Origin of the sequence: Jeongeupia naejangsanensis (assembly GCF_016865585.1) — a bacterium.
GTDB classification, from domain to species: domain Bacteria; phylum Pseudomonadota; class Gammaproteobacteria; order Burkholderiales; family Chitinibacteraceae; genus Jeongeupia; species Jeongeupia naejangsanensis.
The window spans coordinates 74,704-100,858 of the sequence record NZ_JAESND010000003.1; the positions used below are offsets into that span (position 1 = coordinate 74,704).

The following is a 26,155-nucleotide window of genomic DNA, read 5'->3' on the forward strand; positions in this document are numbered from 1 at the left end:
AAACCGGCCTGTGGGCCGGTTTTTTTACAGCTTGCTGTTCATGCAACCCGAGCTGCGGCACTCGCGGATGCGATCGGTGAGGAAGGTGTTGCGGTCGATCGTGGTACGCGCGGCACAGTCGAGGTTGACGTAGAAGCCCTTGGCGTCCTTGTAGCTGCAATCGGTGTTGCGCTGGGCAATCCAGGCGAGCTGGCCACGCTTCAAGGCGCTTTTGCCGGCAGCATCCAGCTGCTTGCTGAGCGTACCGTAACTGGCGTTGAGGTCCTGATCGGCTTGTTGATAGACCTTGTTCAGGCAGTACAGGTCGTCAAAGTCGTTCTTGGGCTTGTCGCAGCTTGAATTGGCCCAGACAGGTACCGAAACGAAGGCGGCAACGGCGGCCAGAAGGCGGATGTTCATGAGCTTGGCTCCAGAAAATGGTGCGCTAATCTAATTTTTCTTACTTTGTTAGTCAATGTATGTGAGGAATAGAAAAAGCCGGCTAAGCCGGCTTTTGTCGTTTACGGACATGCAGTCCGTTCAGGACACGATGTTGATCCCGCCGTCGACGTAGAACACCGAGCCGGTGATGCGCTTGGCGCCGTCTTCGCACAGGAAGGCCGTGGCTTCGCCGACGTCGTCGATGTCGATCAGCTCGCGCAGTGGCGCGTGCTGGATGGAGTTCTCGATCAGCAGGCCGAACTCGCGGATGCCGCTGGCGGCGCGCGTCTGCACCGGGCCCGGCGACACCGCGTGGACACGGATCTTCTTCGGTCCCAGTTCGTTGGCGAGATAACGCGTGGTGCTCTCGAGCGCGGCCTTCACCGGGCCCATCACGCCGTAGTTCGGCACGACCTTTTCGGCACCGTAGTAGCTCATCGTGATCAGCGTGCCGCCGTCCTTCATCAGCGGTTCGGCGCGGTGGGCGATGCGCACGAAGGAATGGCACGAGATGTCCATCGCCTGCATGAAGCCTTCGCGGCTGGTGTCGACGACACGACCGTGCAGATCGTCCTTCTGCGCGAACGCGATCGAGTGCAGCGCGATGTCGAGCTTGCCGAACTTGTCGGTAATCGCCGCGAAGGTGGCGTCGAGCGACGCGTCGTCGGCGACGTCGCACTTGAGCAGCAGCGCCGGGTCCAGATCCGGCAGCAGCGGCTTGATGAAGTCGAGCGTGCGGTCGTTGACGTAGGTGACGACCAGTTGGGCGCCGCGTGCTTTCAGCGATCGCGCGACGCCATAGGCGATCGAGTTTTCGTTGGCGATACCCGTGATCAGGGCAATGCGGCCTTCAAGCGTTTTCATTCCTTGTCCTCTTTGGTGGCCGTCTTGCCGGCGCTCGGCTTGCGGCGCGCCGGTTTGGCCGTGGTCGTGGCTGTACTGGTCGGCGTGGCTGCCGGTTTGGACGCAGCGGGCTTGCGCCGGGTGACGGTACGGGCCGGTTTTTCATCGGCCGGTGGCGCGGCCGTCGGGGTTTTTGCTGCCGGCCACTCGGTCACGGTTCGTGTCGGCAAGACTTCGGCACGCAGTTCGGCCAGATTGTGCAGTGCCTCGGTCGAGTCGGGAATCACATGGACCAGCGCGTCGAAATGCTCGAATGCGCTGGCCAGCGCATCGCGGCTGTCGAACAGCTGCGGTAGCGTCTTGCGGGCTTCGGCCGGGAAACGCCAGGCCAGCAGGGCTTGCTCGCGGATCTTGGCATGACGCGTTTCCGGCGCCAGCGCCGCCAGCGCGGGTTCCTGCAGCAGCCATTCATACGCCGCGCTGCGGCGTTCGACCTTGATCGACGACAGGCCTTGGGTAATCAGGATGGCCAGACGGATCAGCCCGTCGGCGTTGTCGCCCTTGGGCAAGCGTGCCAGGAGGGCGGCGTCGTCGAACTGGGGCTCGGCCTGGCCCTGCTTCTTCAGATAGTCCGGGATGTTCTCGACACCGATGCCGGCGAGGCCGAGCAGGCCGTAGGTGTGGAAGAACTGCAGTTCGCTGGTTGCGTCGCGCAGATCGCGATACAGATCGAGCGACGTGGCCAGCTGCTGCGTGGCCCAGCGTTCGAGCGAACGCAGCTCGGGTTCGCGCGGCTGGCGGTGTTCGCGCACGACTTCGGCAACGCCGGCGTTGAGTTTGGCCAGCGGGTTGTAGCTGGACCAGCCCCAGTGCTGCACGCGCAGCGGATGCAGCTGGCGGCCGATCTCGGCGGCGTCTTCGGTCACCAGCGGTGCAAGCCACGGCCGGACCAGCGTCGAATAGATCGACGTACCGAGGGTCGAAATCGCTTCGACCGCGGCAAACGGCGCTTCGTCGTGACGTTCGAATTTTTGCAGGCCGCGCAGTTCCTCGACTTCGCGCTCGATCAGTTCGGCCTCGTACCGCGGCTGGCCGTCGTCACCGGTGACGGTGTCGATCTTCAGCTGGTACAGGCCCGGTTCGAGTGTTTCGATCACTTGCAGCAGTTCGACGATCTTGGCGTGTTCCTTCTGGGCGATCTTGGCCGAGACGAAAATGCCGAGGTGGCCGGTGGTCTTGTGTTCGAGACCGACAATGACCTGACCCGAATGCTTCAGTGCAGCGGTGTTCGGATAAAGATCGAGGATCCAGTTGAATGCCTGTTGCGGTGGCGTAATGTTGTCGCCCATCGACGCGAACACGACGACCGGCGCGCGCAGCTGGCGCAGATCGAAGGCGCCGGCCTGGCTCACGGCCTTGCCCTCGGTCAGGTTGTTGCCGATGAACAGGTTCTCGACGATCCAGCGGATTTCTTCCTCGTTCATCAGGAAGTAGCCGCCCCACCAGCGCTCGAACTCGAGGAAGCGCGGTGGTTCGGTGTCGATCTGGTCGTACAGGTGGTAGTTTTTTTTCACCAGCGTGTTGGCCGGATCGAGTCCTTCGAAGTTGTCGACCAGATAGGCGCCGTCGAACTTGCCCTTGCCGAGATCCGAGGCCAGCAGCGCGGTCCACGCGCCGCCGAGGTTGCCGCCGGCGTAGCGCATCGGGTTGCCGCCGTCGTTGCCGGCCCAGTACGACACCGGTGCGCCGTTCATGACCAGTGCACCGACGAGTTCGGGGTTCTGTGCGGCAACCAGCATCGCGGCCCAGCCACCCTGGCAGTTGCCGACCAGCGCCGGCTTGGGCGAATCGGGGTGACGGCGGATCACTTCGCGCAGGAAGTCGGCCTCGGCCGCAGTCACGTCGGCTAGCGTCTGGCCGGCTTCGGGCTCGGGGAAGAACAGGCAGAAGTACACCGGGCTGCCGGCGCGCAGCGCCATGCCGACTTCCGAGTCGTCCTTGAAGCCGCCGATACCGGGCCCGTGGCCGGCGCGCGGGTCGATGATCACATAGGGGCGGGCTTCCGGATCGATCACGACGCCTTCGGGCGGGGTGATTGCCGCCAGTGCGTAGTTGACCGGGCGCTTGAACTGCCGGCCGTCGACGATGATGTCGTAGCTGAAATGCAGCAGCGGCGGCTTGCCGGCCTTGGCGTGCTCGAGATAGTTGTCGCCGCGCTGGCGGAAGGTGTCCCAGAACAAGGTCTGGCGCTCGAACGAATCGGCGAGATAGTCGAATGCGGCGAAGAACGGGTTGGCCGTGAACGGTACTTGCGGCAGTGTCTGCGCGTGGGCAAAGCGGGTCAGTGCATCGCGGATGCGTCGCTGCCACAGCAGTCCGAGGCGGACCGGGAGTGTGGACGCGGTGGCGAGGCGCTCGGAAGAACTCAACATGCTGGTGTGTCTCCTTGGTCGCAAATACCGTTATGGCAAGGCCTTTCTCAGGCTGCAAGGGACGATTGTTGCACTGCAATGTGACATCGGGATAGATGCACGTGCGGAATGGCTTTGGAGCGATGTGGTAAAATTGCCGGTTTTCGTCGTCGAATCAACCGGATAAGCCATGAGCATCGTCGCCACTCGTACCCAGATCCTGCAATCTCTGTTGCGGGAACGCATCCTGATGCTCGATGGCGGCATGGGCACGATGATCCAGCAGTACAAGCTGACCGAGGCGCAATACCGCGGCGAGCGCTTTGCCGACTGGCCGTCCGACCTCAAGGGCAACAACGACCTGCTGGTGCTGACGCAGCCGCAGATCATCGCGGAAATCCACCAGCAGTACCTCGATGCCGGCGCCGACATCATCGAGACGAACAGCTTCAATGCCACGTCGATGGCGATGGCTGATTACGAGATGCAAAGCCTAGTGTGGGAGCTGAACCACGCCGCCGCCAAACTCGTCAAAGACCTGTGCGTCGCCGAAACGGCGAAGAACCCGGCCAAGCCGCGCTTCTGTGCCGGCATTCTCGGCCCGACCAGCCGTACCGCGTCGATTTCGCCGGACGTCAACGACCCGGGCTTCCGCAATGTGACCTTTGACGAACTGGTCGAGGCCTACCTTGAATCGATCGACGGCCTCGTCACCGGCGGCGCCGACATCCTGATGGTCGAAACCATTTTCGATACGCTGAACGCCAAGGCCGCGGTGTTCGCGATCAAGAAATACTTTGCCGACCGGCCGGACATCGAAGAACTGCCGGTGATGATTTCCGGCACGATCACCGACCAGTCCGGCCGTACGCTCACCGGTCAGACGACCGAGGCGTTCTACAACTCGCTGCACCATGCCGACGCGATCTCGTTCGGCCTGAACTGCGCGCTCGGCCCGGACCTGCTGCGCCCCTACGTCGAAGAAATGAGCCGGATTTCGGACACCTTCGTTTCGGTGCACGCCAACGCCGGCCTGCCGAACCCGCTGGCGCCGACCGGCTACGACCTCTTGCCCGAGGACATGGCGCCGCAGGTGCGCGAGTGGGCCGAATCGGGCCTCGTCAACATCATCGGCGGCTGCTGCGGCACCACACCGGCGCACATCAAGGCGATCTACGACGCGGTGAAGGACCTGCCGCCGCGCAAGCTGCCCGAGATCGAGCCCAAGTGCCGGCTTTCGGGCCTCGAGCCGTTCAACATCGGCGACAGCGACCTGTTCGTGAACGTCGGCGAGCGGACCAACGTCACCGGCTCGAAGGCGTTCGCGCGGCTGATCCTCAACGGCGACTACCCGGCCGCGCTCGAAGTGGCGCGCCAGCAGGTCGAGAACGGCGCGCAGGTGATCGACATCAACATGGACGAGGGCATGCTCGATGCCCACAAGGCCATGGTCACCTTCCTGAACCTGATCGCTGCCGAGCCGGACATCAGCCGCGTGCCGATCATGATCGACTCGTCGAAGTGGGACGTGATCGAGGCCGGCCTGAAGTGCGTGCAGGGCAAGTGCATCGTCAATTCGATCTCGATGAAGGAAGGTGTCGAGAAGTTCATCGAGCAGGCGAAGCTGCTGAAGATGTACGGCGCGGCCGTGATCGTGATGGCGTTCGACGAGGTCGGCCAGGCCGACACCTATGCGCGCAAGGTCGAGATCTGCGGGAAGAGCTACCGCATCCTCGTCGACGAGGTCGGTTTCGATCCGGCCGACATCATCTTCGACCCGAACATCTTCGCCGTTGCGACCGGCATCGAGGAGCACGCGCGCTACGGCCTCGACTTCATCGAAGCCACCGGCTGGATCAGGCAGAACCTGCCGTACGCCAAGATTTCCGGCGGTGTGTCGAACGTGTCGTTCTCGTTCCGCGGCAACAACAAGGTGCGCGAGGCGATCCACGCGGTCTTTCTCTACCACGCGATCAAGCAGGGCATGACGATGGGCATCGTCAACGCCGGCGCGCTGGAAAACTACGACGAAGTGCCGGCCGCGCTGCGCGATGCGATCGAGGACGTGGTGCTCGATCGTGGCGAGGACAGCCTGGCGACGACCGAGGCGCTGATCGCGCTGGCCGAAGCCTTCAAGGGCGATGCGACGCAGAAGAACATCGAGGATCTGGCGTGGCGCGAATGGCCGCTGCAGGAGCGCATCACCCATTCGCTGGTCAAGGGCATCACCACCTACATCGTCGAGGATGCCGAAGCCGCGCGCCTCTCCGTCGAGCGGCCGATCCACGTGATCGAAGGCCATTTGATGAACGGCATGAACGTCGTCGGCGACCTGTTCGGCGCCGGCAAGATGTTCCTGCCGCAGGTGGTCAAATCCGCCCGCGTGATGAAGGCCGCCGTCGCCCACCTCGAGCCGTTCATCGAGGAAGAAAAAATCCGCATGGGCCTTGCCGACGCACCGGCCAAGGGCAAGATCGTCATGGCGACGGTGAAGGGTGACGTCCACGACATCGGCAAGAACATCGTCGGCGTGGTACTGCGCTGCAACAACTATCAGGTGACCGACCTCGGCGTGATGGTGCCGGCACAGAAGATCCTCGATACCGCCAAGGAAGTCGGCGCCGACATCATCGGCCTCTCCGGCCTGATCACGCCATCGCTCGAGGAAATGGCGCACGTCGCCAAGGAAATGCAGCGCCAGGGCTTCGATCTGCCGCTGCTGATCGGTGGTGCGACCACGTCCAAGGTGCATACGGCAGTGAAGATCGAGCCGGGCTACGCCAACGGCCAGGTCATCTATGTGCCCGACGCGTCGCGTGCCGTCGGCGTGTGCTCCAGCCTGCTGAGCGACGAGCTGAAGCCCGACTTCGTCGCCAAGGTGAAGGACGAGTACCAGAACATCCGCACCATCCACGCCAACAAGGACCGCACCAAGTTCCTCAAGATCGAGGATGCGCGCGCCAACGGTTTCGCCCCGGCGACCGGCTTCGACTGGGCCGGCTACACGCCGCCGAAGCCGAAGCAGCTGGGCGTACTGAAGTTCGAGAACGTGCCACTGGAAGAGATCGAGCCCTACATCGACTGGAGCCCGTTCTTCAACGCGTGGGAGCTGTTCGGCAAGTACCCGAAGATCCTGCAGGACGAGGTCGTCGGCGAATCGGCACGTGCGCTGTTTGCCGATGCGCAGGCCATGCTCAAGGATCTGGTCGCGCAGAAGTGGATTTCCGCCAATGGCGTCGTCGGCCTGTTCCCGGCGAGCTCGATTGATGAAGACATCGAAATCTATTCGCCCGAGACCGGTGAAACACTGATGACCTGGCACAACCTGCGCCAGCAGAACATCAAGGCCGCCGGCAAGCCGAACTGGTGTCTGGCCGACTTCATCGCGCCGAAGGGCTCGGGCGTGCAGGACTACATCGGCGCGTTCGCCGTCACCGGCGGCATCGGCATCGACCCGCACGTGAAGGCATTCGAAGACGCCAACGACGACTACAGCGCCATCATGGTCAAGGCCCTGGCCGACCGCTTCGCCGAAGGCTTTGCCGAATACATGCACGAAAAGGTGCGCAAGGAGCTGTGGGGCTACGCCGCCGACGAAGCGCTGAGTGTCGACGACCTGACCGACGAGAAATACACCGGCATCCGCCCGGCCCCCGGCTACCCGGCCTGCCCGGACCACACCGCCAAGACCGGGCTGTTCGAACTGCTCAACGCCCCCGGCATCGGCATGACGTTGACCGAAGGCTACGCCATGCTGCCGACCGCAGCGGTGAGTGGCTTCTACTTCAGCCACCCGCAGTCGCAATACTTCGCCGTCGGCAAGATTAACAAGGATCAGGTCGAGGAGTATGCGACGCGGCGCGGGGTGAGTGTCGAGCAGGCGGAGCGGGATTTGGCGCCGAATTTGGGATATGCGGCTTAAAGTAACTTCAAAAAAGGAGCATAGAGATATGCTCCTTTTTTGTTGTTTTGAGTGTGACTACAGTACTCGTCGGCGAGTAATGTCGAAATCCGTATCCACCATGAATTGGCCAGAGGTGAATTTTTTGGAAAAATGGCCTCGCAATTTATTTGTGATGTTGATTTATTTGGATTTATTGTGTTGGCTATTATTCGCGTTTATCTTTTTTAATAAAGTAATAAGTGTTTTGGCAATTTAAGTGAAAGTGATGTTTGGGACGTAAATCAACCTGGAGGCGATGAGTGAAATTTTGCGTGCCATGAAACATTTCATATTGTTTTTTCTGTTGCTGACGACATCCAAGATGTGCTGGGCCGATATGGCGGGCCTAGGCGTGTTTGTGATCCACGTGCTGATGGTTGTGTTGGCAATATGGATAATTGTTGGCGTTTCCATTTATTTTGTTTTGCACAAATTGCCTTTTCGTAAGCGGTTAGGGTTTTCGGGGCTATTTTTGGTGGGTCCACTGATTCTCTTTGGTGGAAACATGGCGCTTGAGGCTGCAGTTGGTTATCCCGGTAAGCCGTCAATTGAATTGTCGACGCCTCGCCCTGTTCAATTTTTTGGGGCCGTTTTTCCTGCGGGAAGTCGCCTTGACTATGAACAGGATGGCCGCTTTTTCTGGATGAAGAAATTAGTAAAGGCGGAAGGTTCCTCCCCGGTGATGCTAGGGAATCTGCAAATCAAAACGCTTTCAGTAAAGGCCGGTTTACCTGAAATTACGCTAAGTAACTCTCAGCGGGTTGGTGGCTGGTTTTGCAGTGGCGATGGATGGGCTGACACGACCGTCGAGATAAAAGCCTCTGAAGTCATTTTGGTCTCCTGCCGAACGGCTATTAAATACCAATTGGGCGGTGTTGAGTGGCCCGCCAATACAGAAGTAACAAGGGATGATAAAGGAGGGTGGTCCTTGTTCTGGCAAGGGCAGGGGAGCGTTGACAATCTGGGGGTTAGAGTTGATTCGATGAATGCCAATTATGACCGTGGATTGAAATTAACAAAATGGAGTGGGTCTGTTTTTGGCGAAAATATCGAGGTTGGAGGCTATGTTTTCGACGGAAAAAACTCACCGGTTTCGTTCGAATTATTGATTGATGGGCGCATTAAAATACAGGGGGCAGGTAGGGGCTCTAAGACCAGTGAAGCAATTTCGTGTTTAAATTGGTTAAGGAAAACAGGGGCGATTGAATCGTGTACGGGATGATGGAGCATTAGTTAATGCGATCCAGTTGTGCAGACTTGGTGAGTATACGGATGTTTTTTTTGTCAGGCCGGGTGTGAGTGTTTGCTCATTTTGACTTGCTTCAACGACATTCTTGAATACGAATAACGGATTGAAATAGTAGCTGCTGTCGGTTTTTATATTTGGTTTTTCCGAATCAATCAGACCCTGCCGTAGTCCTAAAGAACAGGTGGTTTACTACCGTGATTTTTCCTCCACTCGGGGCACTAACGTTATTTTTGATGGCTTTTTACCTTCCATTGTTGACGGTGCCAATATCGATTGGCATGGCGCTGGGGTATAGGCGGAAATGGGCGATCAGTTTGAAGTTGCAAAAAAAGCGCTGGCTTTATCGGATACTGATTGGCGTGCAGATGCTGATCTATCTGTTTCCAATCGTGCTAATTGCGGCAACCCCTTTTCTGGACGCGCAGGTTAGACGCGAAGATGCCGAGCGTGAAGCCCGAGACCACAAGGTACTCAGCGAGCCGATGATGATTTACGGCATTGAGGCACCTGCAGGTAGCCGGGTTTCGCTTAGTTACTGGTCGGATGACTGGCATTACCCGCTGCGGGTGCGTTACAGCCGACCTGTTGTCTGGCAAGGGCTGCACCTTACAGAGTTCCATTGGAATGACCGTGAGCTGGAAGGTTTTTTTGGGCTCGATGCCATTGCCTTGGCAAAAGATGGTGAAATTGATGGGTGGTTGTGCCGGCACGACACGCCTGTCGGTCTGGTCAGGCAGGCCCGGCCCGATGATGTGGTCGTTACTGTCGAAGAAGCATGGATTCCGTATTTCGATGCCAGTCTGCAGCCGGAATTGGACAATTGCATCTTGGCGATTGCCTACGATATTGGCGGAGAGTCGCTACCGGCCGGAACAAGGATTCGTCGATCCCCGATCTCCGCATGCCGTGAGTCGAACTGTGGTGATTCGAAGCCGCAGCCGAGCTGGCTCGCTGAGCTTCCTGTATCGGATGCTGGCGTAATCTGGCAGGGCGAACGGTGGGCGCAGCTCACGCTCCAGATCGGAGCCGATCGTCATTCATATTTTCTTTATCGCGGACAACGCTAGGCGTGTGACGTTGCTTTTATGGTCTCGGGGTTTCGCGTTAACCTATTACTTGACCGGCGCATGCAATGTAGCGAAAGCCCCTGAAAAGGGGCTTTTTCCTTTTTCGCTGTGTTTGGGCCGCTAGCTAGAACAACGTCGCCAGCTGCCGCTGCACACTCGCCGTACTCAACCCCGCATGCGGCACGCTGACCACGCGGTAGCTGTCGCCGCGATGGCGTCGGTCGATCTCGATGACCAGATGGGTAGCGTGGCTGTCATAGAGGAAGGAGATTTCGACTTCGGCGATGCCGCCGTAGCCCTGCGGGCGGAATTCGAGTTCCTGATAGCAGCCGCTCTGGCTGTTGGCGACGTGGGTGCGCAGGTAGCCGGCTTCGACGTCGGCGCGGATCAGCGCGTAGCCCATTGCGCCCATCGCGGCGATCACGCATTGCATCGCCTCGGTCGGCTCGACCTGCAGCGGGTCGCGGTCGGAGGCGTCGATGGCGCTGGCGATGGCCAGCCGGGTTTCGATCCACACCCTGGTGCGGTTGTCGCGGCACGGCAGCGCGGTCACCGGGGTTTCATCGGGCAGCTTGCTGTTGAGCGGAATCGTCATGGATTCGCCGGCGCGCAGCACGAAGCGCTCGTTCAGTGGCCAGTGCGCCAGGACTTGGGCCCTGGTGTATTCGCCGTTGTCGCTCTCGACTTCGGCCTCGGTACACAGCACCAGCTGCAGGCCTTCGATGGTCTGGTCGACCGCGCCGCCCTTGAGCACGACTTCGCCGATCAGCATGCCGCCTGGGACGAGCCGGGAGCGAACGATGCGGGTATCGACCTGGGCGCCGCCAATGCCGGCGGCGGCTAACAGACTGCGAAACATGGACTACTCCTGCGTGAATGGGTGAGGGCCGGCGGTCCGGCCGCATCGGGGCGAGGGGGCCGGTGAGGTGATGCCATCGCCGGCTCGCCCGCATCAGAGTGCGGCGGTGTCCGACAGTTCCGGGAGGACTTGAAGTCGGTGCCGGTAACGCCAATTCCGGCCAAACGTCGTCGGTGAACGAGGACCTGCCGGGCCGTGGGGCGAAGGGCAAGCGGCGACGGAGTCTGTGCTTGCGCAGGCCGCGCGCGGACGAGGCCAGCCGGCCGCTGTCGAACGGGGGCGCGCAAAAAAACCCGCCAGAGCGGGTTTTTTTTCATCACGGTCCGGCCTGCGATCAGGCCAGTGCATCGCTTGGCTGATGCTCGGTTGCGCGTAGCGCTTCGTTTGGCTGGGTGGCGAAGCTGCGGGCCAGTTGCTGCAGCTGCAGGTACATCGTCCAGCTTTCACGATTGCGTTTGGTGATGAAGTAGCCATCGCCACCGATCTGGGTAAATGCCCATTTGCCGTCGCGCTGGCGCAGGTGGAAGAACTGGTTGTCCAGATCACCGTCGGTGTTGCTGCCGTAGCTGTTGTCACGTTGCCAGTCGGCCGACATGACCAGCATGTCGTTGGCGCAGGCCTGAACGCTGTTGATGCCGCGAATCGCCATGCCGCCGTCTTCGCGCGGCGTGCCGAAGGCCAGCGAGCCGGGCAGCGGCAGGTCGGTCCATTGTGCGGATTGCGCCCGGTTCAGCAGGTCGGCATGGCGGATGTAATGGAGTGCGGACAGCTTTTTCTTTGCATCCGGCTGGGTGATCACCAGCCGTTGCTGGAAATGCACGAAGCAAAAGTCGTCACTGACGGCGATGCCGACATAGGCCTTGTCGTTGTTGTGCAGATTGTGCGAGCCGTCCCATTGCCCTTGGGTAAGCGTCTGGAAGGCATGCAGCGTCGTCGGCGTTGCTGCCGCGTTCGCGCTGGCCAGCAGAGCCGCCACGCTCAGATACTGCAGTTCAACCGTTGCGCTTGCATCCTCGTGCCAGTCCGTCGCCGCGTTGACGCGCACGATGTAAATCAGGTCCTGATAAGTCAGACCAACGGGCGCACGGAAGAAACGCGCCGAAACGATCCGGCCCTGCCCGGCAATCTGCGCGTGGAGGGTCGGCGCCACCAGCTTTTGTTGTGCTTCGTTCCATTGGTCGAGGTAGACACCGCCATCCGGCGAGACGCTCAGCACCAGATCGTTGCCGTTCTTGACGGGGGCGGGCAGCAGCGAGACATCGATGCGGCCCGTATCGCTCGGCAGTTGCTGCATTTGGCCGCTGAAGCCGCAGTGCAGCCCTTGGCTGTTGACGGCCCAGACCCGCCGGGTTTGCGCATTGATGGCCAGCGGATAGCCTTCCACGCCCGGTACAAACGAGCCGAGATCGGCATCCTGCCAGTTTTCGGTCAGCGCCTGCGGTGCCTGACCGTTTTTCAGCGGATGGAGATCCTGCAGCTGCTGCAGCGAATAGCCGTAGAAACGCACGCCGGTGATCGTGTCGTGCCTGCTGGTTGCGTAGTAATCGCCGTACTTGGCCAGATGCTCGGCCATCGCATCGAGCTTTTCGGCCAGCTGCGCCGCGCGTTCGGCCAGGGCGGCCTGATAAACCGCCTTGGGAATGGGCAGCGAAGGGTCCTCTTTCTCGTGCCGGGCCGATGCCCGATCCACCATGAGCAGCATCAGGTAGAAGTCCTTCAGCACGACATAGGCCCAGCCGACGAACAGGTTTTCCCAATGCTCGTTGCTGAAGCTGCCGGGCAAGGCCAGCCACTGGCCCGCCTTGTCGAGCGCATACTGCGCGACGGTGTTGTTGCCATCACTCAGATCGGTGATCTGGCCGGTGCTCAGCGAACCGGACTTGACCGATTCGGCGGTCAGTTTGCTCAGAATCACGTCGATGGTGTTGCAGACGGCCCTGATGTCCGATTTCACTTCGTCGGCCTTCAGGTCCTGCAAAAGCTTGGTCAGCTGCGCCATCAGGTCGGGCGAAGGCGTCGGATTGAACAGGCCGAGAATCTTGGTCAGCAGACCGACCACCATCACGACGCCTTCGGCCAGCGGGCCGCCGCCGAACGCGACCGCAACGCTGGCCATATTGCCGATGCAGTTGAGCGCATTGCCGGCGAGCTTGGCCGGATCGGTTTCGCCGCTTTCGAACAGCTTGATCAGCTGGTACGCCTCGTTCGCTGATTTCAGCATCAGCGCGCGGGTTGCGTCGTCCTTGAGCTTGGCTTGCTCCAGAAAACTGTCCAGTTCGAGTCGCAATGCGTTCATGTCGGCCACGGTCACTTCCTCATTCATCAGGGAGTGGGCAATTTACCTTATGCAATTTGCATGTATGTAATTTTTGGATTGGCGGTGCGTAAGTGATGCGTGATGCCGTACCGGGCGATCGTCGGGATGCGCGCAGTGCATCGCCCTGACCGGCTCGAATCGCTGCGGCCGGTATCGGCGGCATCGATGGCCGGCCGGATTTCGGCCCGCATCCCGGTGCGGTGGTCGCGTCACGGCGGTCACTGGGGGGACTGGTATCGAGCCCGGCCGGATGGTGCAATCCGCGCGGGTTTCCTGCCGCTGATCGCCGCCAAATGGCGACTGAATGGCCGGATTTGACCGAGGTTGTCGATCATTGACCGGAATTTGCTCCGGCTTGCCCTGTCTCGCGCAGTTTGCAGTCCCTCAATAAATAATGGCTATGTCATTTTTGTTTTGCATTTGCGAAATAAATGGCGTGTGGGCGGACATCGTCCGCCTCCATCACCCCCGGAGGAGTCAAAAACAATGCAGATTCGCAAACTGGTGCTCGGCTGGCTGATCGGCGCCACCGCTGTCCTTCCCGCGCTGGCAGGCGCACACGATCGCGACGACGAGGACGAGCGAGACCGTGACCGGTCGCGGCTGGAAGTCGCCGCCTACATCCGCACCTGGCCGATGCCGGACGGCCGCCACTGGCGTGCCGACGACATCGACGGCAAGGCGATCACCCAGCTCAACATCGCCTTCGGCGCGCTGCGCAACGGTGGCGAAGTCTACGTGCCCGCCACCGAACCGGGCACAGGCCCCGACGGCAAGCCGGCGCCGGTGTTCAGAAACCTGTGGCAGGAGGTTGCCAAGCTGCAGCGTCGCCACCCGCGGCTGAAGGTCAACCTGTCGATCGGCGGCTACGGCGCGGACGGTTTCTCGCAGATGGCGATGACGGCCGAGGGGCGCAAGCGCTTTGTCGACAGTGCCGTGGCGCTGGTCGAGCGGCACAAGCTGTCCGGTCTCGGCATCGAATGGCAGTATCCGGTCGGCCCGGACTGGGGGCAGGCGATCGGCAGCGACCCGAAGGACCGCGACAACTACCCGCTGCTGATCGAGGAAACCCGTGCCGCGCTGGATGCGCTGGCGGCGAAAACGCACCGGCGCTACCAGCTGACCAGCGCGGTACCGGCCGGCCCGTGGTTCGCGCAGAAGAACGATCTGCCTCGCGTCGCCCGCAGCGTCGACTACTTCACCGTGACCGCCTATGGTGCGTACGGCAGCTGGAGCGCGACCACCGGCCACTTCTCCAACCTGTTCCAGCGCCCCGACGATCCGGCCTACGGCGGCTGGAGTTCGGATCAGGCAATGCGCACCTACACGGCTGCCGGCATTGCGCCGTCCAAACTGCTGATGGGCGTGCCGTTCTACGGCCCGCTCTGGACCGGTGTCGGCAGCGCCGAGAACGGCCTGTTCCAGAAGTTCAAGGCCGCCGGTGCCGACGTGTCGTGGAGCGAGATCAAGGCGAACTACCTGAACCAGCCCGGCTATGTGCGCCACTGGGACAATGTCGCCCGCTCACCGTGGCTGTACAACGGCGACACTGTCATCAGCTACGAAGATCCGCAAAGCCTGCGCGAGAAGGTGCGTTACCTGAAGGCACAACGGCTGGCCGGGCTGACGGTGTGGGAGTACGCGCATGATCCGCAGCGCGAGCTGTTCGGGGCGATCAACGACGAGATTCGAGACTGAGCGGCAAGGCTCAGGCCGGGAGTGGCGGGGCCAGTGCTTTCAGCTGGTTCCGCCCGGCGCCCTTGGCCGCGTACAGCGCCATGTCCGCCCGCTGGTAAGCGCTGGTGAAACGCTCGCCCGGTTGCAGCAGCGTCAGCCCGCCGCTCAGGCCGACGGCCTTGCCGGGGGTAGGCAGCAGCTTGACCTGTTCGCGCAGCCGGTCGGCAACGGCTTCGGCGGCGGACAGGTCGCAGTTGTAGAACAGCACGGCAAATTCGTCGCCACCCAGCCGGCCTACCAGATCGCCGTCACGCACCGCGTCGCGGGTCAACTGGCCGATACGCTGCAGCAGCAAGTCACCGGCCTGATGGCCGTGGCTGTCGTTGATGCTTTTGAAGTGGTCGATGTCGAACAGCAGCAGCGTGACCGGGCAGCCGGCCCGTGCGGCGTTGGCCTGCAGCAGCGCGACGCTGGTCTCGAAATGGTCCCGGCTGGCCACGCCGGTCAGCCAGTCGGTGTTGGCGCGTTCCTCCAGCCTTGCCTGCGTACGGCGCAGCTCGGCTTCGATCCGCGTGTGCACCAGCATCAGCGCCGCGCAGGTACGGCAGAAGCCCGAGAAGATCGAGCTGATGTTCAGTAGCGCCAGTGCGGTGTCGTGCTGGATGTTGTACGTGCCGCCCAGTTGCGGCGCGAGGACGAACAGCCGCGCGAGCAGGGCGCCCGCCACCATCAGCACGCTGGTCAGCATCAGGTTGATCGGCAACCGCATTGCACCGCTGCGCGGGATGCGCAGCACGTAGTTCACCGCGAAGCCGGCCTGAAGCAGCAGGCCGCCGGAGAACCACATTGCGCGGGTGGCGGTTTCCCAGCCTGCAAGCAGCCCGAGCAGCCAGCCCAGATACACGATGCCGGCCAGCCCCCAGATGCGCAGCATGGCAACGCGCGTCTGCTGACCCAGAAAGGTGCGCAGCCCGGTTTCGACCATCGGCACACTGAAGATCAGGCAGGTGTTGGCGATGAGCACCATGGCGATGCCGGGCGACCAGGCGCGACCCAGTGCAAGGAGCTGGCCGGTGGCGACCAGTGCTTCGCACGCCACCCACCAGCCGAAGCCGACCCCGGTACGGCGATTCCGCCAGAACAGCAACAGCACGCCGGCCATCATTGCGTGGCAGAAGCCCGCGAACAGCAGCGTGGTGGCGACGTCGATGGTGGCGTTGAACAAGATATAAAAGACAGCAGTGTGTAATTTAAATGCAAAAGATACGCGCAGTTTGTTCCTGTGTCTTTACGTCAACAGTTTGATTCTCTGCAAAGAACGGGCGGGGCAAGCCGCTTGAATCGATTATCTATTTTGCATGTTTCCGGCCGATGATTGGCCGGGTCAAGGCAGGCCGCCATCCATCCGGAATGCCTTGTCCGGAAGGACGCGGAGTAAGACCGGTGATGACAGGGGGCTGGCGCAACGAACGACATTGCCGGGTGCGGGTTTTTACTTAGCCTCGGCGTTGCGCTGCTGACACGCGTGCTTCGGGGGGCGTGACGCTTGCCGGCATTGCGGTATGCATCCGGGGCCGCGCGGTCGGCCGGGTGATGGCTGCTGCGCGAAGGCCCAAAATGAAAAACCCCGCAGTTGCGGGGTTCGGTTCGCGGTGCCCGGGTCACGCCCTGTTGTGCTTGATCGAGGCGACGGCCGAGAAGGTGTTGATCACGTCGACGACCTGCCGGCTGCTTTCGCGGATCTTGTTGATCGCCACGCCGGCATGGTTGGCGTGCTCGACGCCTTGTTCGGCCTGTTTCAGCATCTGGTTGACGCCGGTAATCGCGGAGGTGGTGCCGTTGCGGATGATCTCGATCATTGCCGAAATCTCGCTCGTCGACGCCGACGTGCGCTCGGCGAGCTTGCGCACCTCATCGGCGACGACCGCAAAGCCGCGGCCCTGTTCGCCGGCGCGCGCGGCTTCGATGGCAGCGTTCAGCGCCAGCAGATTGGTCTGGTCGGCGATTTCCTTGATCGTGTTGACGATGGACGAGATGCTGGCCGACTGTGCGCCCAGGTCCTCGATCAATTGGGCCGAGTTGCGTGCGCTGTCGGCAATGTGGCGCATTTCGACCGCCGCCGTTTCGATCACGCCGGCACCTTGCTGGGAGACGACGTCGGTCTGCTCCGACAGCCGGTAGGCTTCCTTGACGTGTTCGACGTCGCTGCGGATGCCCTGTTCGCGTGCGGTCGAATCGGTAGCGAACTTGATGACCTTGTAGAGTTTGCCGTCGTCGTCGAACATCGGGTTGTACGAGGCTTCGAGCCAGAGCACCTTGCCCTGCGCGCCGCGACGTTCGAACTGGCCGGCGATGTACTCGCCCTGATTGAGCCGGCGCCAGAACTGCGCGTATTCGCCGCTGTTGGCGTAGTTTTCCTCGCACAGCACGCGATGGTGCTTGCCTTTGAGCCAGTCGAGCGAGTAGCCGACGGTCCGGACGAAATTCTCGTTGGCGGTGAGGATGAGGCCGTCGGGCGAAAACTCGATCACCGCCATCGACCGGTTGATCGCGTTGATCTCGTTTTCCCGTTCCTGTGACTGGCCTACCCGCTGGCTGATGTCCTGGGCGAACTTGACGACCTTGAGCAGCCGGCCGTCGGTGCCGAACACCGGGTTGTACGACGCTTCGAGCCACACCGGCTGGCCGTTGTTGCGTAGGCGTTTGAACTGGCCGGACACGAACTCGCCGCGCTGCAATTTCTGCCAGAACGCCGCGTACTCCGGGCTGCCGGCGTGCTGCGCGGTGCAGAAAATCCGGTGGTGCTTGCCGACGATGTCTTCAAGCCGGTAGCCGACGGTGGCCAGGAAGTTGGCGTTGGCATCGATGATCATGCCATCGGGGTTGAATTCGATCGTTGCCATCGCCTTGCCGATGGCGTCGAGGACCGCACGCTGGGTCGCTGCGGTACGTTGCTGTTCGGCCAGTTGCCGTTTGATCGATTGATTGAACATCGTGCACCTCTCCACTGCGCCATTGTGTGATTTGAAGCCGGGCATGCCTGGGCGGCGGGAAGCGCGTAAGGTGTTGGCGCATCGATCTACGCATCCCTTAATCAAGGTAGATCAGAGACTTGCAAGCGCCAAAGCGACATTCATTTCATTGTCGGTAAGTTCCCTTTGTGCCGACGAGCGGCTGGCTTTGGGATGCGAACGCAAGGGTTCGGGGGCTTTCGAAGCACCGTGCCTCGCCGCTGACCGGATCGGTGAAGGCGATCGAGCGAGCCAGCAATTGCAGCGGCCGGCTGAAATCGTCGCCCTTGTCGGCCAGGGCCAGCGGATACCACGGGTCGTCGCGAATCGGGATGCCGAGCGCGTTCAGGTGCGCGCGCAGCTGGTGTTTCTTGCCGGTATGAGGCTCCAGCCGGTAACGGCCCCAGCCGTCCTGGTGTTCGAGCAGGGCAATCCGCGTTTCGCTGTTCGGCTCGCCGTCGACTTCGTGCATGGTGAAGTTGTCCGGCCGCTCGGCCAGCCGGCTTCGGTGCAATCGTGGCAGCACCAGATCGGTGCGGTATGGCGCGATGGCTTCATAAACCTTACAGATCCGGCGCTCGGCAAACAGCTTCTGGTAGACCCCGCGGTGCGTCGGCGTGGCGCAGAACAGCATGACGCCGGCTGTTTCGCGGTCAAGCCGGTGCACAGGTGCGAGGTCGGGCAGGTTCAGGCTGGCGCGCAGCCGGGTCAGCAGCGTTTCCTTCAGGTGCCGGCCGGCCGGAATGCAGGCGAGGAAGTGCGGCTTGTCGGCCACGACGAGGTGCTCGTCGCGATACAGCACCGGCGCGTCGAACGGCACCTGCGTCTCGGCCGACACCTCGCGGTAGTACCAGACGCGGGTATACGGCCGGTACGGGCTGGTCAGCGTATAGGCCTGGCCGTCCGGGGCGACCAGCGCACCGCGATCGAGCCGTTCGACCCATTGCGCCTCGGCAACGTGCGGAAACCGTGCGATCAGGTAGGACAGCAGGTCGGGCCAATCGCCCAGCGGCAGTTCGAGAAAGCTTGGGGCGATGCCGTCGCGGATCGGCAAGGGAGAGGCGGGGCGGGGCATGACGGCTGGGCTGGGACGGGAGCGCCAGTTTAGCCGGCCTCAGCGCAGCGTGCAGCGTGGTGTTTGCACTGCCTGAACGATTTGCGCCTTGCGCGGATCCTGCACGAAAGCGACGACCTGCAACTGCGCACGGGCGTCGTCGGGCAGCGGCAGCATCGTCGTGACCGTACCGCCGCCGGCCGGCAGGGACAGCGGCGGCGAGAGCACGCGCAGTACGTGGTCGTGCACGAGCGTGGCGCCACGGTTTTCGCCGGCACCGACACGCGAGCGCAGGCCGTCCTCGGTCACGCCGACGAGCAGCTGCAGTCCGGCCTGCCCAGGCGCGGTGCTGTCGATGCGGGCATGCACGTTCCCCCTGCCGTCGGCCATTGCCTGTACCTGAAGCCGCAGCGGTGCGGCCGGCCGGTTCTGCAATTGCCCGGCCAGCTGGTCGCGCCAGCCGAACAGGGCCTGGCCGTCGACAAAGAAGTGCGGTGTGTACACGGTCTGTCCGCCGCCCTGCGCCACCAGCCAGCGCTGGCGTTCGCCGAACTCGCGCCGGGCAAAGCGGTCGCGCCAGCCCAGACCGTCCCAGTAATCGACATGCAGCGCCAGCGGCACGACGCCGGGCGCGTCGAGTGCATTCAGCCGGGCATCGGCCGGCGGGCAGCTTGAACAGCCTTCGGAGGTGTACAGCTCGACCAGATGCACTTTTTGCGGGCCGCTGTCGCCCTTGCACGATGGTGTTGCTGTGCGGGTGCCCAGCGTCAGGGTGCTGAGCGCCAAAGCCCCGAGCGACAGGCCGATCGCGCCCACGATCCTCAATTGCATCCGTTTCTCCCTTGTGGATACCGCTTGGTCGTACCGGGCGCGCCGGCATGACACCGTCCGTCGGCGGGCGGCTGATCCGGTGTGGCTTGATTCGCTGCATTCCGGCCGCACCTTGGACGGATCGAATGCCGCCCGAGGACCCTGCGATGACCACCACCCTGAAGATCGACTTCGTTTCCGACATCTCGTGCCCCTGGTGCGCGATCGGACTGCAATCGCTGCTGCGTGCCGCCGAGTCGGTCAAGGACGAGGTGACGCTGGACCTGCAGTTCCATCCGTACGAGCTGAACCCGCAGCTCGGCCCGGAAGGCCACGATGTGGCGACTTATCTGATGGACAAGTACGGCATGGATGCGGCGCAGCTGGCGCAGAACCAGGCGGCGATCCGCGATCGCGGCGCCGGGGTGGGCATCCGTTTCAACATGGCGGGCCGACGCGCCTACAACACCTTCGACGCGCACCGGCTGCTGGCATGGGCCGGCGAGCAGGGCCCCGCGCTGCAGCTGGCGCTGAAACAGGCGCTGTTCGTCGCCTATTTCACCGACGGTGACAATCTGGCCGACCCCGATACGCTGGTCCGGCTGGCCGGCGCGGTCGGACTCGATGGCGACGCGGCGCGCGAGATCCTCGCCGGCGACCGCTACGCCGATACCGTGCGCAACGAGGAGGCCTTCTATCAGCAGCAAGGCATCACCGCAGTGCCGGCGGTGATCGTCAACGAGCAGTACCTGATTTCCGGCGGGCAGCCCGCCGAGGTCTTCGCCAACGCCCTGCAGCAGATTGCCCGCGGCGAGGCAGGCTGAGCTGCGGCCGCGCGGCGGTACAATCGGGGTTTGCCGATCTGCTGCCGTTCGCCATGACCGATCTACCCTCGCCACCCGGCCTGCCTTCACCGTGCGTCGGGCGCTGCGCGCTCGATGCCAGCGGCCAGACCTGCAGCGGCTGTCGTCGCACCATTGCCGAAATCACCGCCTGGTCGACGCTCGACGACGCCGGCAAGGCGGCGGTGTGGGCGCGGTTGCGTGGTCTGCAGGCGCCGGCCGCGCGCGCCAAGACCTGTTCGCGCTGCGGCAGCGGTTTCGGCTGCGGCACCGGCGGCAAGGACGGCGGCTGCTGGTGTGCCGATCTGCCGCCGGCCATGCCGTGGCCGCCGGCGGACGACTGCCTGTGCCCGGACTGCCTGCGTGCGGCCATCGTCGATCGCGCCGCGCAGCTGGGCCGGACCGGCGATCTGCCCTGAACCACTGGGGCTGTGGCCGGATTGCCGATACGGGCGGGCCGCAATGTCATCGGGATGGCGTCCTCGGGTAGAATGCGCGCCTTACTCAAAACGCAAGCGCGCTTGCCGATCGATGGATGACCCGATGAAGAAACTGCTGGTACTCGGCCTGCTGGCCGCTGCGACAAACGCGCCCGCCGCCAACAAAGCCGTGCTGCTCGAAGTGCCGGTCACCTATCACGCCGACGCCGGCGTCGTGGCCAAGGTGAAGGAGGAGTGCAAGCCCGAGGAGCAACTGGCGACGCGGGTCGGTGAAGTGATGAAGAAGCTGAGCCGGGAAGGCACCGGCACCGTGGCGTCGGCCGCTGAAGCCGCCGAGGCTGGCGATGCGGCCGTGTTGCGGCTGCAGATCACTCATGTGCTCGGTGTCGGCGGTGGTGCCTTCAGCGGGCCGAAGGCGATTACCGTGAACGCCGAGCTGCTCGAAGGCGGCAAGGTGGTGCGCCAGACCAAGATCAACCGCTGGTCGATCGGTGGCGTGTTCGGCGCCTTCAAGGGAACGTGCTCGATTCTCGACCGCAGCGCCGCGGCGATCGGCAAGGATCTGGGGCGCTGGGTGCGCGATCCGTCGTACCAGATCAAGGAAGAAGCGGCGCCGAAGGATGCGGAGCCGGAGAAGCAGGCCGCCGCGCAGTAAGGCGTCTGCCCGCAAAAGAAAAACGGCGCGTCCTGGAACGCGCCGTTCTTGCGTCTGCGGTGGCGTTACTGGACCACCGCCTCGCCGTCCTCGGCTTCCTCGCCGAGGAATCCGCCGCTCTGGTGCGCCCACAGCCGCGCGTACAGGCCGCGCTGCGCCAGCAGTTCGGCGTGCGTGCCTTCCTCGACCACGCGGCCCTTGTCGAGCACGATCAAGCGGTCCATTGCCGCGATCGTCGACAGCCGGTGGGCGATGGCGACGACGGTCTTGCCTTCCATCAGCCGGTACAGGCTGGACTGGATCGCGGCTTCGACTTCCGAGTCGAGCGCGCTCGTCGCCTCGTCGAGCAGCAGGATCGGCGCGTCCTTGAGCATGACCCGCGCGATCGCGACGCGCTGGCGCTGGCCGCCCGAGAGCTTGACGCCGCGCTCGCCGACGTGGGCATCGTAGCCCTGCCGGCCCTTGGGGTCGGACAGCGTCTGGATGAACTCGTGCGCTTCGGCGCGGCGCGCGGCGGCGATCATCGCCGCATCGTCGGCGTCGGGGCGGCCGTAGAGCAGGTTGTCGCGCACCGAGCGGTGCAGGAGCGAGGTGTCCTGCGTCACCATGCCGATCCGCGCGCGCAGGCTGTCCTGCGTCACCGTACGGATGTCCTGGCCGTCGATCAGGATGCGGCCGTGCTCGAGGTCGTAGAAGCGCAGCAGCAGGTTGACCAGCGTGCTCTTGCCGGCGCCCGAGCGGCCGACAAGGCCGACCTTTTCGCCGGGCCGGATCGTCAGGTTCAGCTGGTCGACGACCTTGTTCTTGCCGCCGTAGGCAAAGCTGACGTCGTCGAAGCGCACTTCGCCGTGCGGCACGCTCAGCGGTTTGGCATCGCTGGCGTCGGTGATCGCAATCGGCCGGGAGAGCGTGGTGATGCCGTCCTGCACGGTGCCGATCTGTTCGAACAGATTGGCCATTTCCCACATGATCCAGTGCGAGATGCCGTTGAGCCGCAGCGCCATCGCCGTGGCCGCGGCCACCGCGCCGATGCCGACCTGGCCCTTGGTCCACAGCCACAGCGTCATGCCGGCGGTGGCGGCAATCAGCGCCATGTTCAGCGTGTGATTGACGATCTCGAAGCCGCTGACGAGGCGCATCTGCCGGTAGGCGGTCTGCATGAATTCCTGCATCGCGCTTTTGACAAAGCCGGCCTCGCGCTGCGCGTGGCTGAACAGCTTGACCGTGGCGATGTTGGCGTAGGCGTCGGTGACGCGGCCGGTCATCAGGCTGCGCGCGTCGGCCTGCGCCTTGGCGGCCTTGCCCAGACGCGGCACGAAGTAATACACGGCACAGAGATACAGCCCCAGCCAGCCGAGGAAGGGCAGCACCAGCAGCCAGTCGAAGGTGCCGACGACGGCGAGCATGGTGACGAAGTAGATCACCACGAAAACGAGGATGTCGGTGACGATCATCACCGTCTCGCGCACGGCCAGCGCCGTCTGCATCACCTTGGCTGCGACGCGGCCGGCAAACTCGTCCTGATAGAAGCTCATGCTCTGGTCGAGCAGGTGGCGGTGGAAGTTCCAGCGCAGGCGCATCGGGAAATTGCCGGCCAGTGCCTGGTATTTGCACAGTGCCTGCAGCGCGATCAGCAGCGGGCTGGCGAGCAGGATGCCGGCGAGCAGCCACAGCTTGCCGCCATGCTGCGACCACAGTTCGGCGGGCGGCACCTTGCCGAGCCAGTCGACGATGGTGCCCATCATCGAGAACAGCAGTGCTTCGAACGCGCCGATCGCCGCGGTCAGGAGGATGACCAGCGCAATCAGCCCGCGCATGCCGGCGGTGCCCGCCCAGACGAAGGCGAAAAAGCCCTGCGGTGGCTGGACCGGGGGCGCGTCGGGATAGGGCTGGACCCGTTTTTCGAACCAGTTGAACAAGATGACTCCTTCGATCTTGGCGGCGGGACGACCGGCTTGTGGCCGGCCGTCCCGGTGACTCGCCCCGCGCGCGCCGGGGATGGCGGTGGCGTGCCGGGCGACCGTACAAAATACAACAAACAGATTACGGCAAGCCAGAGGCCAGCTTGCATTTGCCTGGGTATTTGAGCAATTAACCGTCGTAATGTTCAGCAATCGGGCAAGCCGGGCACAGCCGGGTGTCGCCGCAACCGCGCAAATAGTGAGTTTCCTCAGTGAAACCGGCGACGACAGCAACGTACACTTGATGGTTCCATACACCTTTTCATGTTAAGTGGGATACCAATCTTGGCTGACGCAACCCAACACGACGGTCTGAAGCGCGGGCTGAAGAACCGTCACATCCAGCTGATTGCGCTCGGCGGCGCCATCGGCACCGGGCTCTTCCTCGGCTCGGCCAGCGTGCTCAAGGCCGCCGGCCCGTCGATGATCCTCGGCTATGCCATCGGCGGCATCATCGCCTTCATGATCATGCGCCAGCTCGGCGAGATGGTCGCGCAGGAGCCGGTTGCCGGCTCGTTCAGCCACTTCGCCTACAAGTACTGGGGCGACTTCCCGGGCTTCTTCTCGGGCTGGAACTACTGGGTGCTGTACGTGCTGGTGAGCATGGCCGAGCTGACCGCGGTCGGTGTCTACGTGCAGTACTGGTGGCCCGGGGTGCCGACCTGGGTGTCGGCGATGGTGTTCTTCGTCGTGGTCAACGCGATCAACCTTGCCAACGTGAAGTTCTACGGCGAAACCGAGTTCTGGTTCGCGATCATCAAGGTCGCCGCCATCATCGGCATGATCGCTTTCGGTGGCTGGCTGCTCGCGTCTGGCAACGGCGGCCCGCAGGCGTCGATCACCAATCTGTGGAACGACGGCGGCTTCTTCCCGCACGGCTTCTCGGGCCTGTTCTGGATGCTCGCGATCATCATGTTCTCGTTCGGCGGGCTGGAGCTGATCGGCATCACCGCAGCCGAGGCCGACGATCCGCAGAAGAGCATTCCGAAGGCGGTGAACCAGGTCATCTACCGGATCCTGATTTTCTACATCGGCGCGCTGACCATCCTGCTGTCGCTGTTCCCGTGGAACCAGGTCGCCCAGGGCGGCAGCCCCTTCGTGATGATCTTCGAGCAGATCGGCTCGGGCTGGGTCGCCACCGCGCTGAACATCGTCGTGCTGACCGCTGCGCTGTCGGTCTACAACAGCGGCGTCTATGCCAACAGCCGCATGCTTTACGGTCTGGCCGAACAGGGCAACGCACCAAAGGCATTGCTGAAGGTCGACCGTCGTGGCGTGCCGGTCGCGGCAATCGGGCTGTCGGCGCTGGCGACCTTCGCCTGTGTGATCATCAACTACGTGATTCCGGCCGAAGCCCTCGGCGTGCTGATGGCGCTGGTCGTCGCTGCGCTGGTGCTCAACTGGGGGCTGATCAGCCTGACGCACCTGAAATTCCGCAAGGCGATGGACGCCAAGGGCGAAAAGCTGGTGTTCAAGTCGTTCTGGTTCCCGCTCAGCAACTGGGTCTGTCTGGCCTTCATGGCGATGATCATCGTCATTCTGGCGCTGACGCCGGGGATGAATGTCTCGGTCTGGCTGATGCCGGTGTGGCTGCTCGCGATGTGGGGTGGTTACGTGATCAAGCAGCGCCGGGTTGCCGCGCGGCAGCACTGATAGTCCGGTAGGCATGCAAAAAAGGGGAAGCCTCGCTTCCCCTTTTTTTTGTGCCCACCAAACGGGTGAGTGCGGGAACGCCCTTGGCGTCCGGCAGCGGACGCGCCGCAATAATGGCGTTTTCGAGCATCACACCGGGCCCGCCATGCTGCAGCTGATCGACCATCCCGATGCCATCCGCGAAATCCGGCTGGCGCGCGCGCCGGTCAATGCGCTCGATCCGGCACTGATCCGGGCGATCCGCCTTGCGGTCGAGACCGCGCCGGCCGAGGGCGTGGCCGGGCTGGTGCTGTCGGGTGCGCCGGGGATGTTCAGTGCCGGCCTCGACGTGCCGGCCTTGCTGGCGCTCGACCGCGATGCGCTGATGCCGGTCTGGGCCGATTTCTTCGGCATCTTCGCCGCGATCGCCTGCTCGCCGATTCCGGTGGTTGCGGCGATCACCGGCCACAGCCCGGCCGGTGGTGCGGTGATGGCGATCCATTGCGATTACCGGGTGATGGCGGCCGGCGATTTCCGCATCGGCCTGAACGAGGTTCAGGTCGGCCTGGTCGTGCCCGAATGCCTGCAGCTGGCGCTGCGGCGGCTGACCGGCCCGCGTCATGCCGAACAGCTGGTGGTGGCCGGGGCGATGATTCCGGCTACGCGGGCGTTCGAGGTCGGCATGGTCGACGAACTGGCCGACACCGACGCGGTGGTGCCGCAGGCGCTTGCGTGGCTGCGGCAGCGGCTGGCCCTGCCGCGGCAGGCAATGCTGGCGACGCGGGCCATTACCCGGGCCGACCTGCATGCCGCCTACGCCGATCCGGCGGCGATGCCGCTGGCCGACGTGCAGGCGCGCTGGTGGTCCGACGAGACGCAGGCGACGATGCGGGCGCTGGTTGCCCGGCTGAAACAGCGCTGACCACCCGCAACACCTCAAAAGAAACCGGCACCCCCTTTGCCG

Annotated in this window: 20 protein-coding genes; 10 read left to right on the top strand and 10 right to left on the bottom strand. The window is 63.1% G+C overall.

The window, feature by feature from the left end:
- Positions 1-24 precede the first annotated feature (24 nt).
- The 3 genes from JMJ54_RS08065 to JMJ54_RS08075 form a co-directional block, all read right to left on the bottom strand.
- Positions 25-399 carry a lysozyme inhibitor LprI family protein gene (locus JMJ54_RS08065; RefSeq protein ID WP_189460021.1) on the bottom strand — a complete coding sequence of 125 codons (375 nt, stop codon included), beginning with the start codon at positions 397-399 and terminating at the stop codon, positions 25-27.
- Between the two features lie 120 nt (positions 400-519).
- A complete protein-coding gene (gene fabI / locus JMJ54_RS08070) occupies positions 520-1,284 on the bottom strand; it encodes an enoyl-ACP reductase FabI (protein ID WP_203537639.1) in 765 nt (254 codons plus the stop codon).
- The gene (locus JMJ54_RS08075) at positions 1,281-3,695 is read right to left on the bottom strand and encodes a DUF3141 domain-containing protein (RefSeq protein ID WP_203537640.1); all 2,415 of its coding nucleotides are present in this window, start codon (positions 3,693-3,695) and stop codon (positions 1,281-1,283) included. Before JMJ54_RS08075 ends, fabI begins: the two co-directional genes overlap by 4 nt.
- 169 nt (positions 3,696-3,864) lie before the next feature.
- On the opposite strand from JMJ54_RS08075, the gene metH reads away from it, so the two are divergent.
- The 3 genes from metH (at position 3,865) to JMJ54_RS08090 (ending at position 9,933) form a co-directional block, all read left to right on the top strand.
- Positions 3,865-7,596 (top strand): methionine synthase, encoded by a 3,732-nt coding sequence (metH, locus tag JMJ54_RS08080; protein ID WP_203537641.1) that lies wholly within the window; start codon positions 3,865-3,867, stop codon positions 7,594-7,596.
- Positions 7,597-7,873: 277 nt separating this feature from the next.
- A complete protein-coding gene (locus tag JMJ54_RS08085; protein WP_203537642.1) occupies positions 7,874-8,839 on the top strand; it encodes a hypothetical protein in 966 nt (321 codons plus the stop codon).
- 260 nt (positions 8,840-9,099) lie between these two features.
- The gene (locus tag JMJ54_RS08090) at positions 9,100-9,933 is read left to right on the top strand and encodes a hypothetical protein (protein WP_203537645.1); all 834 of its coding nucleotides are present in this window, start codon (positions 9,100-9,102) and stop codon (positions 9,931-9,933) included.
- A gap of 124 nt (positions 9,934-10,057) precedes the next feature.
- Here JMJ54_RS08090 and JMJ54_RS08095 read toward each other — a convergent pair whose 3' ends face one another.
- Together JMJ54_RS08095 and JMJ54_RS08100 are read right to left on the bottom strand one after the other, a co-directional pair.
- Positions 10,058-10,792, bottom strand: coding sequence for a sporulation protein (locus tag JMJ54_RS08095; RefSeq protein ID WP_203537647.1), 735 nt, complete (start codon positions 10,790-10,792; stop codon positions 10,058-10,060).
- 334 nt (positions 10,793-11,126) lie between these two features.
- Positions 11,127-13,097: a hypothetical protein gene (locus tag JMJ54_RS08100; RefSeq protein WP_203537649.1), complete on the bottom strand. Its 1,971-nt coding sequence runs from the start codon at positions 13,095-13,097 to the stop codon at positions 11,127-11,129.
- A 126-nt stretch (positions 13,098-13,223) separates the two neighbouring features.
- On the opposite strand from JMJ54_RS08100, the gene JMJ54_RS08105 reads away from it, so the two are divergent.
- On the top strand, positions 13,224-13,427 hold the full coding sequence (locus JMJ54_RS08105; RefSeq protein ID WP_203537651.1) for a hypothetical protein: 204 nt from the start codon (positions 13,224-13,226) through the stop codon (positions 13,425-13,427).
- A gap of 168 nt (positions 13,428-13,595) precedes the next feature.
- On the top strand, positions 13,596-14,807 hold the full coding sequence (locus JMJ54_RS08110; protein WP_203537653.1) for a glycoside hydrolase family 18 protein: 1,212 nt from the start codon (positions 13,596-13,598) through the stop codon (positions 14,805-14,807).
- 10 nt (positions 14,808-14,817) lie between these two features.
- Here JMJ54_RS08110 and JMJ54_RS08115 read toward each other — a convergent pair whose 3' ends face one another.
- The 4 genes from JMJ54_RS08115 to JMJ54_RS08130 form a co-directional block, all read right to left on the bottom strand.
- Positions 14,818-16,011, bottom strand: coding sequence for a GGDEF domain-containing protein (locus tag JMJ54_RS08115; RefSeq protein ID WP_203537654.1), 1,194 nt, complete (start codon positions 16,009-16,011; stop codon positions 14,818-14,820).
- Between the two features lie 436 nt (positions 16,012-16,447).
- Positions 16,448-17,779 carry a methyl-accepting chemotaxis protein gene (locus JMJ54_RS19435; RefSeq protein WP_203537656.1) on the bottom strand — a complete coding sequence of 444 codons (1,332 nt, stop codon included), beginning with the start codon at positions 17,777-17,779 and terminating at the stop codon, positions 16,448-16,450.
- 145 nt (positions 17,780-17,924) lie between these two features.
- On the bottom strand, positions 17,925-18,872 hold the full coding sequence (locus JMJ54_RS08125; RefSeq protein ID WP_203537658.1) for a pseudouridine synthase: 948 nt from the start codon (positions 18,870-18,872) through the stop codon (positions 17,925-17,927).
- 39 nt (positions 18,873-18,911) lie between these two features.
- Positions 18,912-19,682 carry a DUF1223 domain-containing protein gene (locus tag JMJ54_RS08130; RefSeq protein WP_203537660.1) on the bottom strand — a complete coding sequence of 257 codons (771 nt, stop codon included), beginning with the start codon at positions 19,680-19,682 and terminating at the stop codon, positions 18,912-18,914.
- A 146-nt stretch (positions 19,683-19,828) separates the two neighbouring features.
- Between JMJ54_RS08130 and JMJ54_RS08135 the strand changes: the two genes are divergently transcribed.
- The 3 genes from JMJ54_RS08135 to JMJ54_RS08145 all read left to right on the top strand — a co-directional run bounded on the left by JMJ54_RS08135 (position 19,829) and on the right by JMJ54_RS08145 (position 21,598).
- Positions 19,829-20,485, top strand: coding sequence for a DsbA family oxidoreductase (locus JMJ54_RS08135; RefSeq protein WP_203537662.1), 657 nt, complete (start codon positions 19,829-19,831; stop codon positions 20,483-20,485).
- A 53-nt stretch (positions 20,486-20,538) separates the two neighbouring features.
- Positions 20,539-20,922 (top strand): DUF1289 domain-containing protein, encoded by a 384-nt coding sequence (locus tag JMJ54_RS08140; protein ID WP_203537663.1) that lies wholly within the window; start codon positions 20,539-20,541, stop codon positions 20,920-20,922.
- Between the two features lie 124 nt (positions 20,923-21,046).
- Entirely contained in the window at positions 21,047-21,598 is a 552-nt protein-coding gene (locus JMJ54_RS08145) for a hypothetical protein (RefSeq protein ID WP_203537664.1), read from the top strand.
- A gap of 65 nt (positions 21,599-21,663) precedes the next feature.
- Here the strand turns inward: JMJ54_RS08145 and JMJ54_RS08150 are convergent, their stop codons facing one another.
- A complete protein-coding gene (locus JMJ54_RS08150) occupies positions 21,664-23,517 on the bottom strand; it encodes an ABC transporter ATP-binding protein (RefSeq protein WP_203537665.1) in 1,854 nt (617 codons plus the stop codon).
- Positions 23,518-23,844: 327 nt separating this feature from the next.
- On the opposite strand from JMJ54_RS08150, the gene JMJ54_RS08155 reads away from it, so the two are divergent.
- Positions 23,845-25,212, top strand: coding sequence for an amino acid permease (locus tag JMJ54_RS08155; RefSeq protein ID WP_238999982.1), 1,368 nt, complete (start codon positions 23,845-23,847; stop codon positions 25,210-25,212).
- Positions 25,213-25,357: 145 nt separating this feature from the next.
- Complete coding sequence (locus tag JMJ54_RS08160) at positions 25,358-26,113, top strand: enoyl-CoA hydratase/isomerase family protein (RefSeq protein ID WP_203537667.1); 756 nt, start codon at positions 25,358-25,360, stop codon at positions 26,111-26,113.
- The last annotated feature ends 42 nt before the right edge of the window (positions 26,114-26,155 follow it).

Excerpts from the sequence above, each read along its gene's own strand:
- JMJ54_RS19435 (WP_203537656.1), bottom strand. The coding sequence starts at position 17,779 with ATGTTCAATCAATCGATCAAACGGCAACTGGCCGAACAGCAACGTACC.
- metH (WP_203537641.1), top strand. The coding sequence starts at position 3,865 with ATGAGCATCGTCGCCACTCGTACCCAGATCCTGCAATCTCTGTTGCGG.
- JMJ54_RS08085 (WP_203537642.1), top strand. The coding sequence starts at position 7,874 with ATGAGTGAAATTTTGCGTGCCATGAAACATTTCATATTGTTTTTTCTG.
- JMJ54_RS08090 (WP_203537645.1), top strand. The coding sequence starts at position 9,100 with ATGGCTTTTTACCTTCCATTGTTGACGGTGCCAATATCGATTGGCATG.
- JMJ54_RS08125 (WP_203537658.1), bottom strand. The coding sequence starts at position 18,872 with ATGCCCCGCCCCGCCTCTCCCTTGCCGATCCGCGACGGCATCGCCCCA.
- fabI (WP_203537639.1), bottom strand. The coding sequence starts at position 1,284 with ATGAAAACGCTTGAAGGCCGCATTGCCCTGATCACGGGTATCGCCAAC.
- JMJ54_RS08075 (WP_203537640.1), bottom strand. The coding sequence starts at position 3,695 with ATGTTGAGTTCTTCCGAGCGCCTCGCCACCGCGTCCACACTCCCGGTC.
- JMJ54_RS08065 (WP_189460021.1), bottom strand. The coding sequence starts at position 399 with ATGAACATCCGCCTTCTGGCCGCCGTTGCCGCCTTCGTTTCGGTACCT.
- JMJ54_RS08145 (WP_203537664.1), top strand. The coding sequence starts at position 21,047 with ATGAAGAAACTGCTGGTACTCGGCCTGCTGGCCGCTGCGACAAACGCG.
- JMJ54_RS08095 (WP_203537647.1), bottom strand. The coding sequence starts at position 10,792 with ATGTTTCGCAGTCTGTTAGCCGCCGCCGGCATTGGCGGCGCCCAGGTC.
- JMJ54_RS08140 (WP_203537663.1), top strand. The coding sequence starts at position 20,539 with ATGACCGATCTACCCTCGCCACCCGGCCTGCCTTCACCGTGCGTCGGG.
- JMJ54_RS08110 (WP_203537653.1), top strand. The coding sequence starts at position 13,596 with ATGCAGATTCGCAAACTGGTGCTCGGCTGGCTGATCGGCGCCACCGCT.
- JMJ54_RS08160 (WP_203537667.1), top strand. The coding sequence starts at position 25,358 with ATGCTGCAGCTGATCGACCATCCCGATGCCATCCGCGAAATCCGGCTG.
- JMJ54_RS08135 (WP_203537662.1), top strand. The coding sequence starts at position 19,829 with ATGACCACCACCCTGAAGATCGACTTCGTTTCCGACATCTCGTGCCCC.
- JMJ54_RS08130 (WP_203537660.1), bottom strand. The coding sequence starts at position 19,682 with ATGCAATTGAGGATCGTGGGCGCGATCGGCCTGTCGCTCGGGGCTTTG.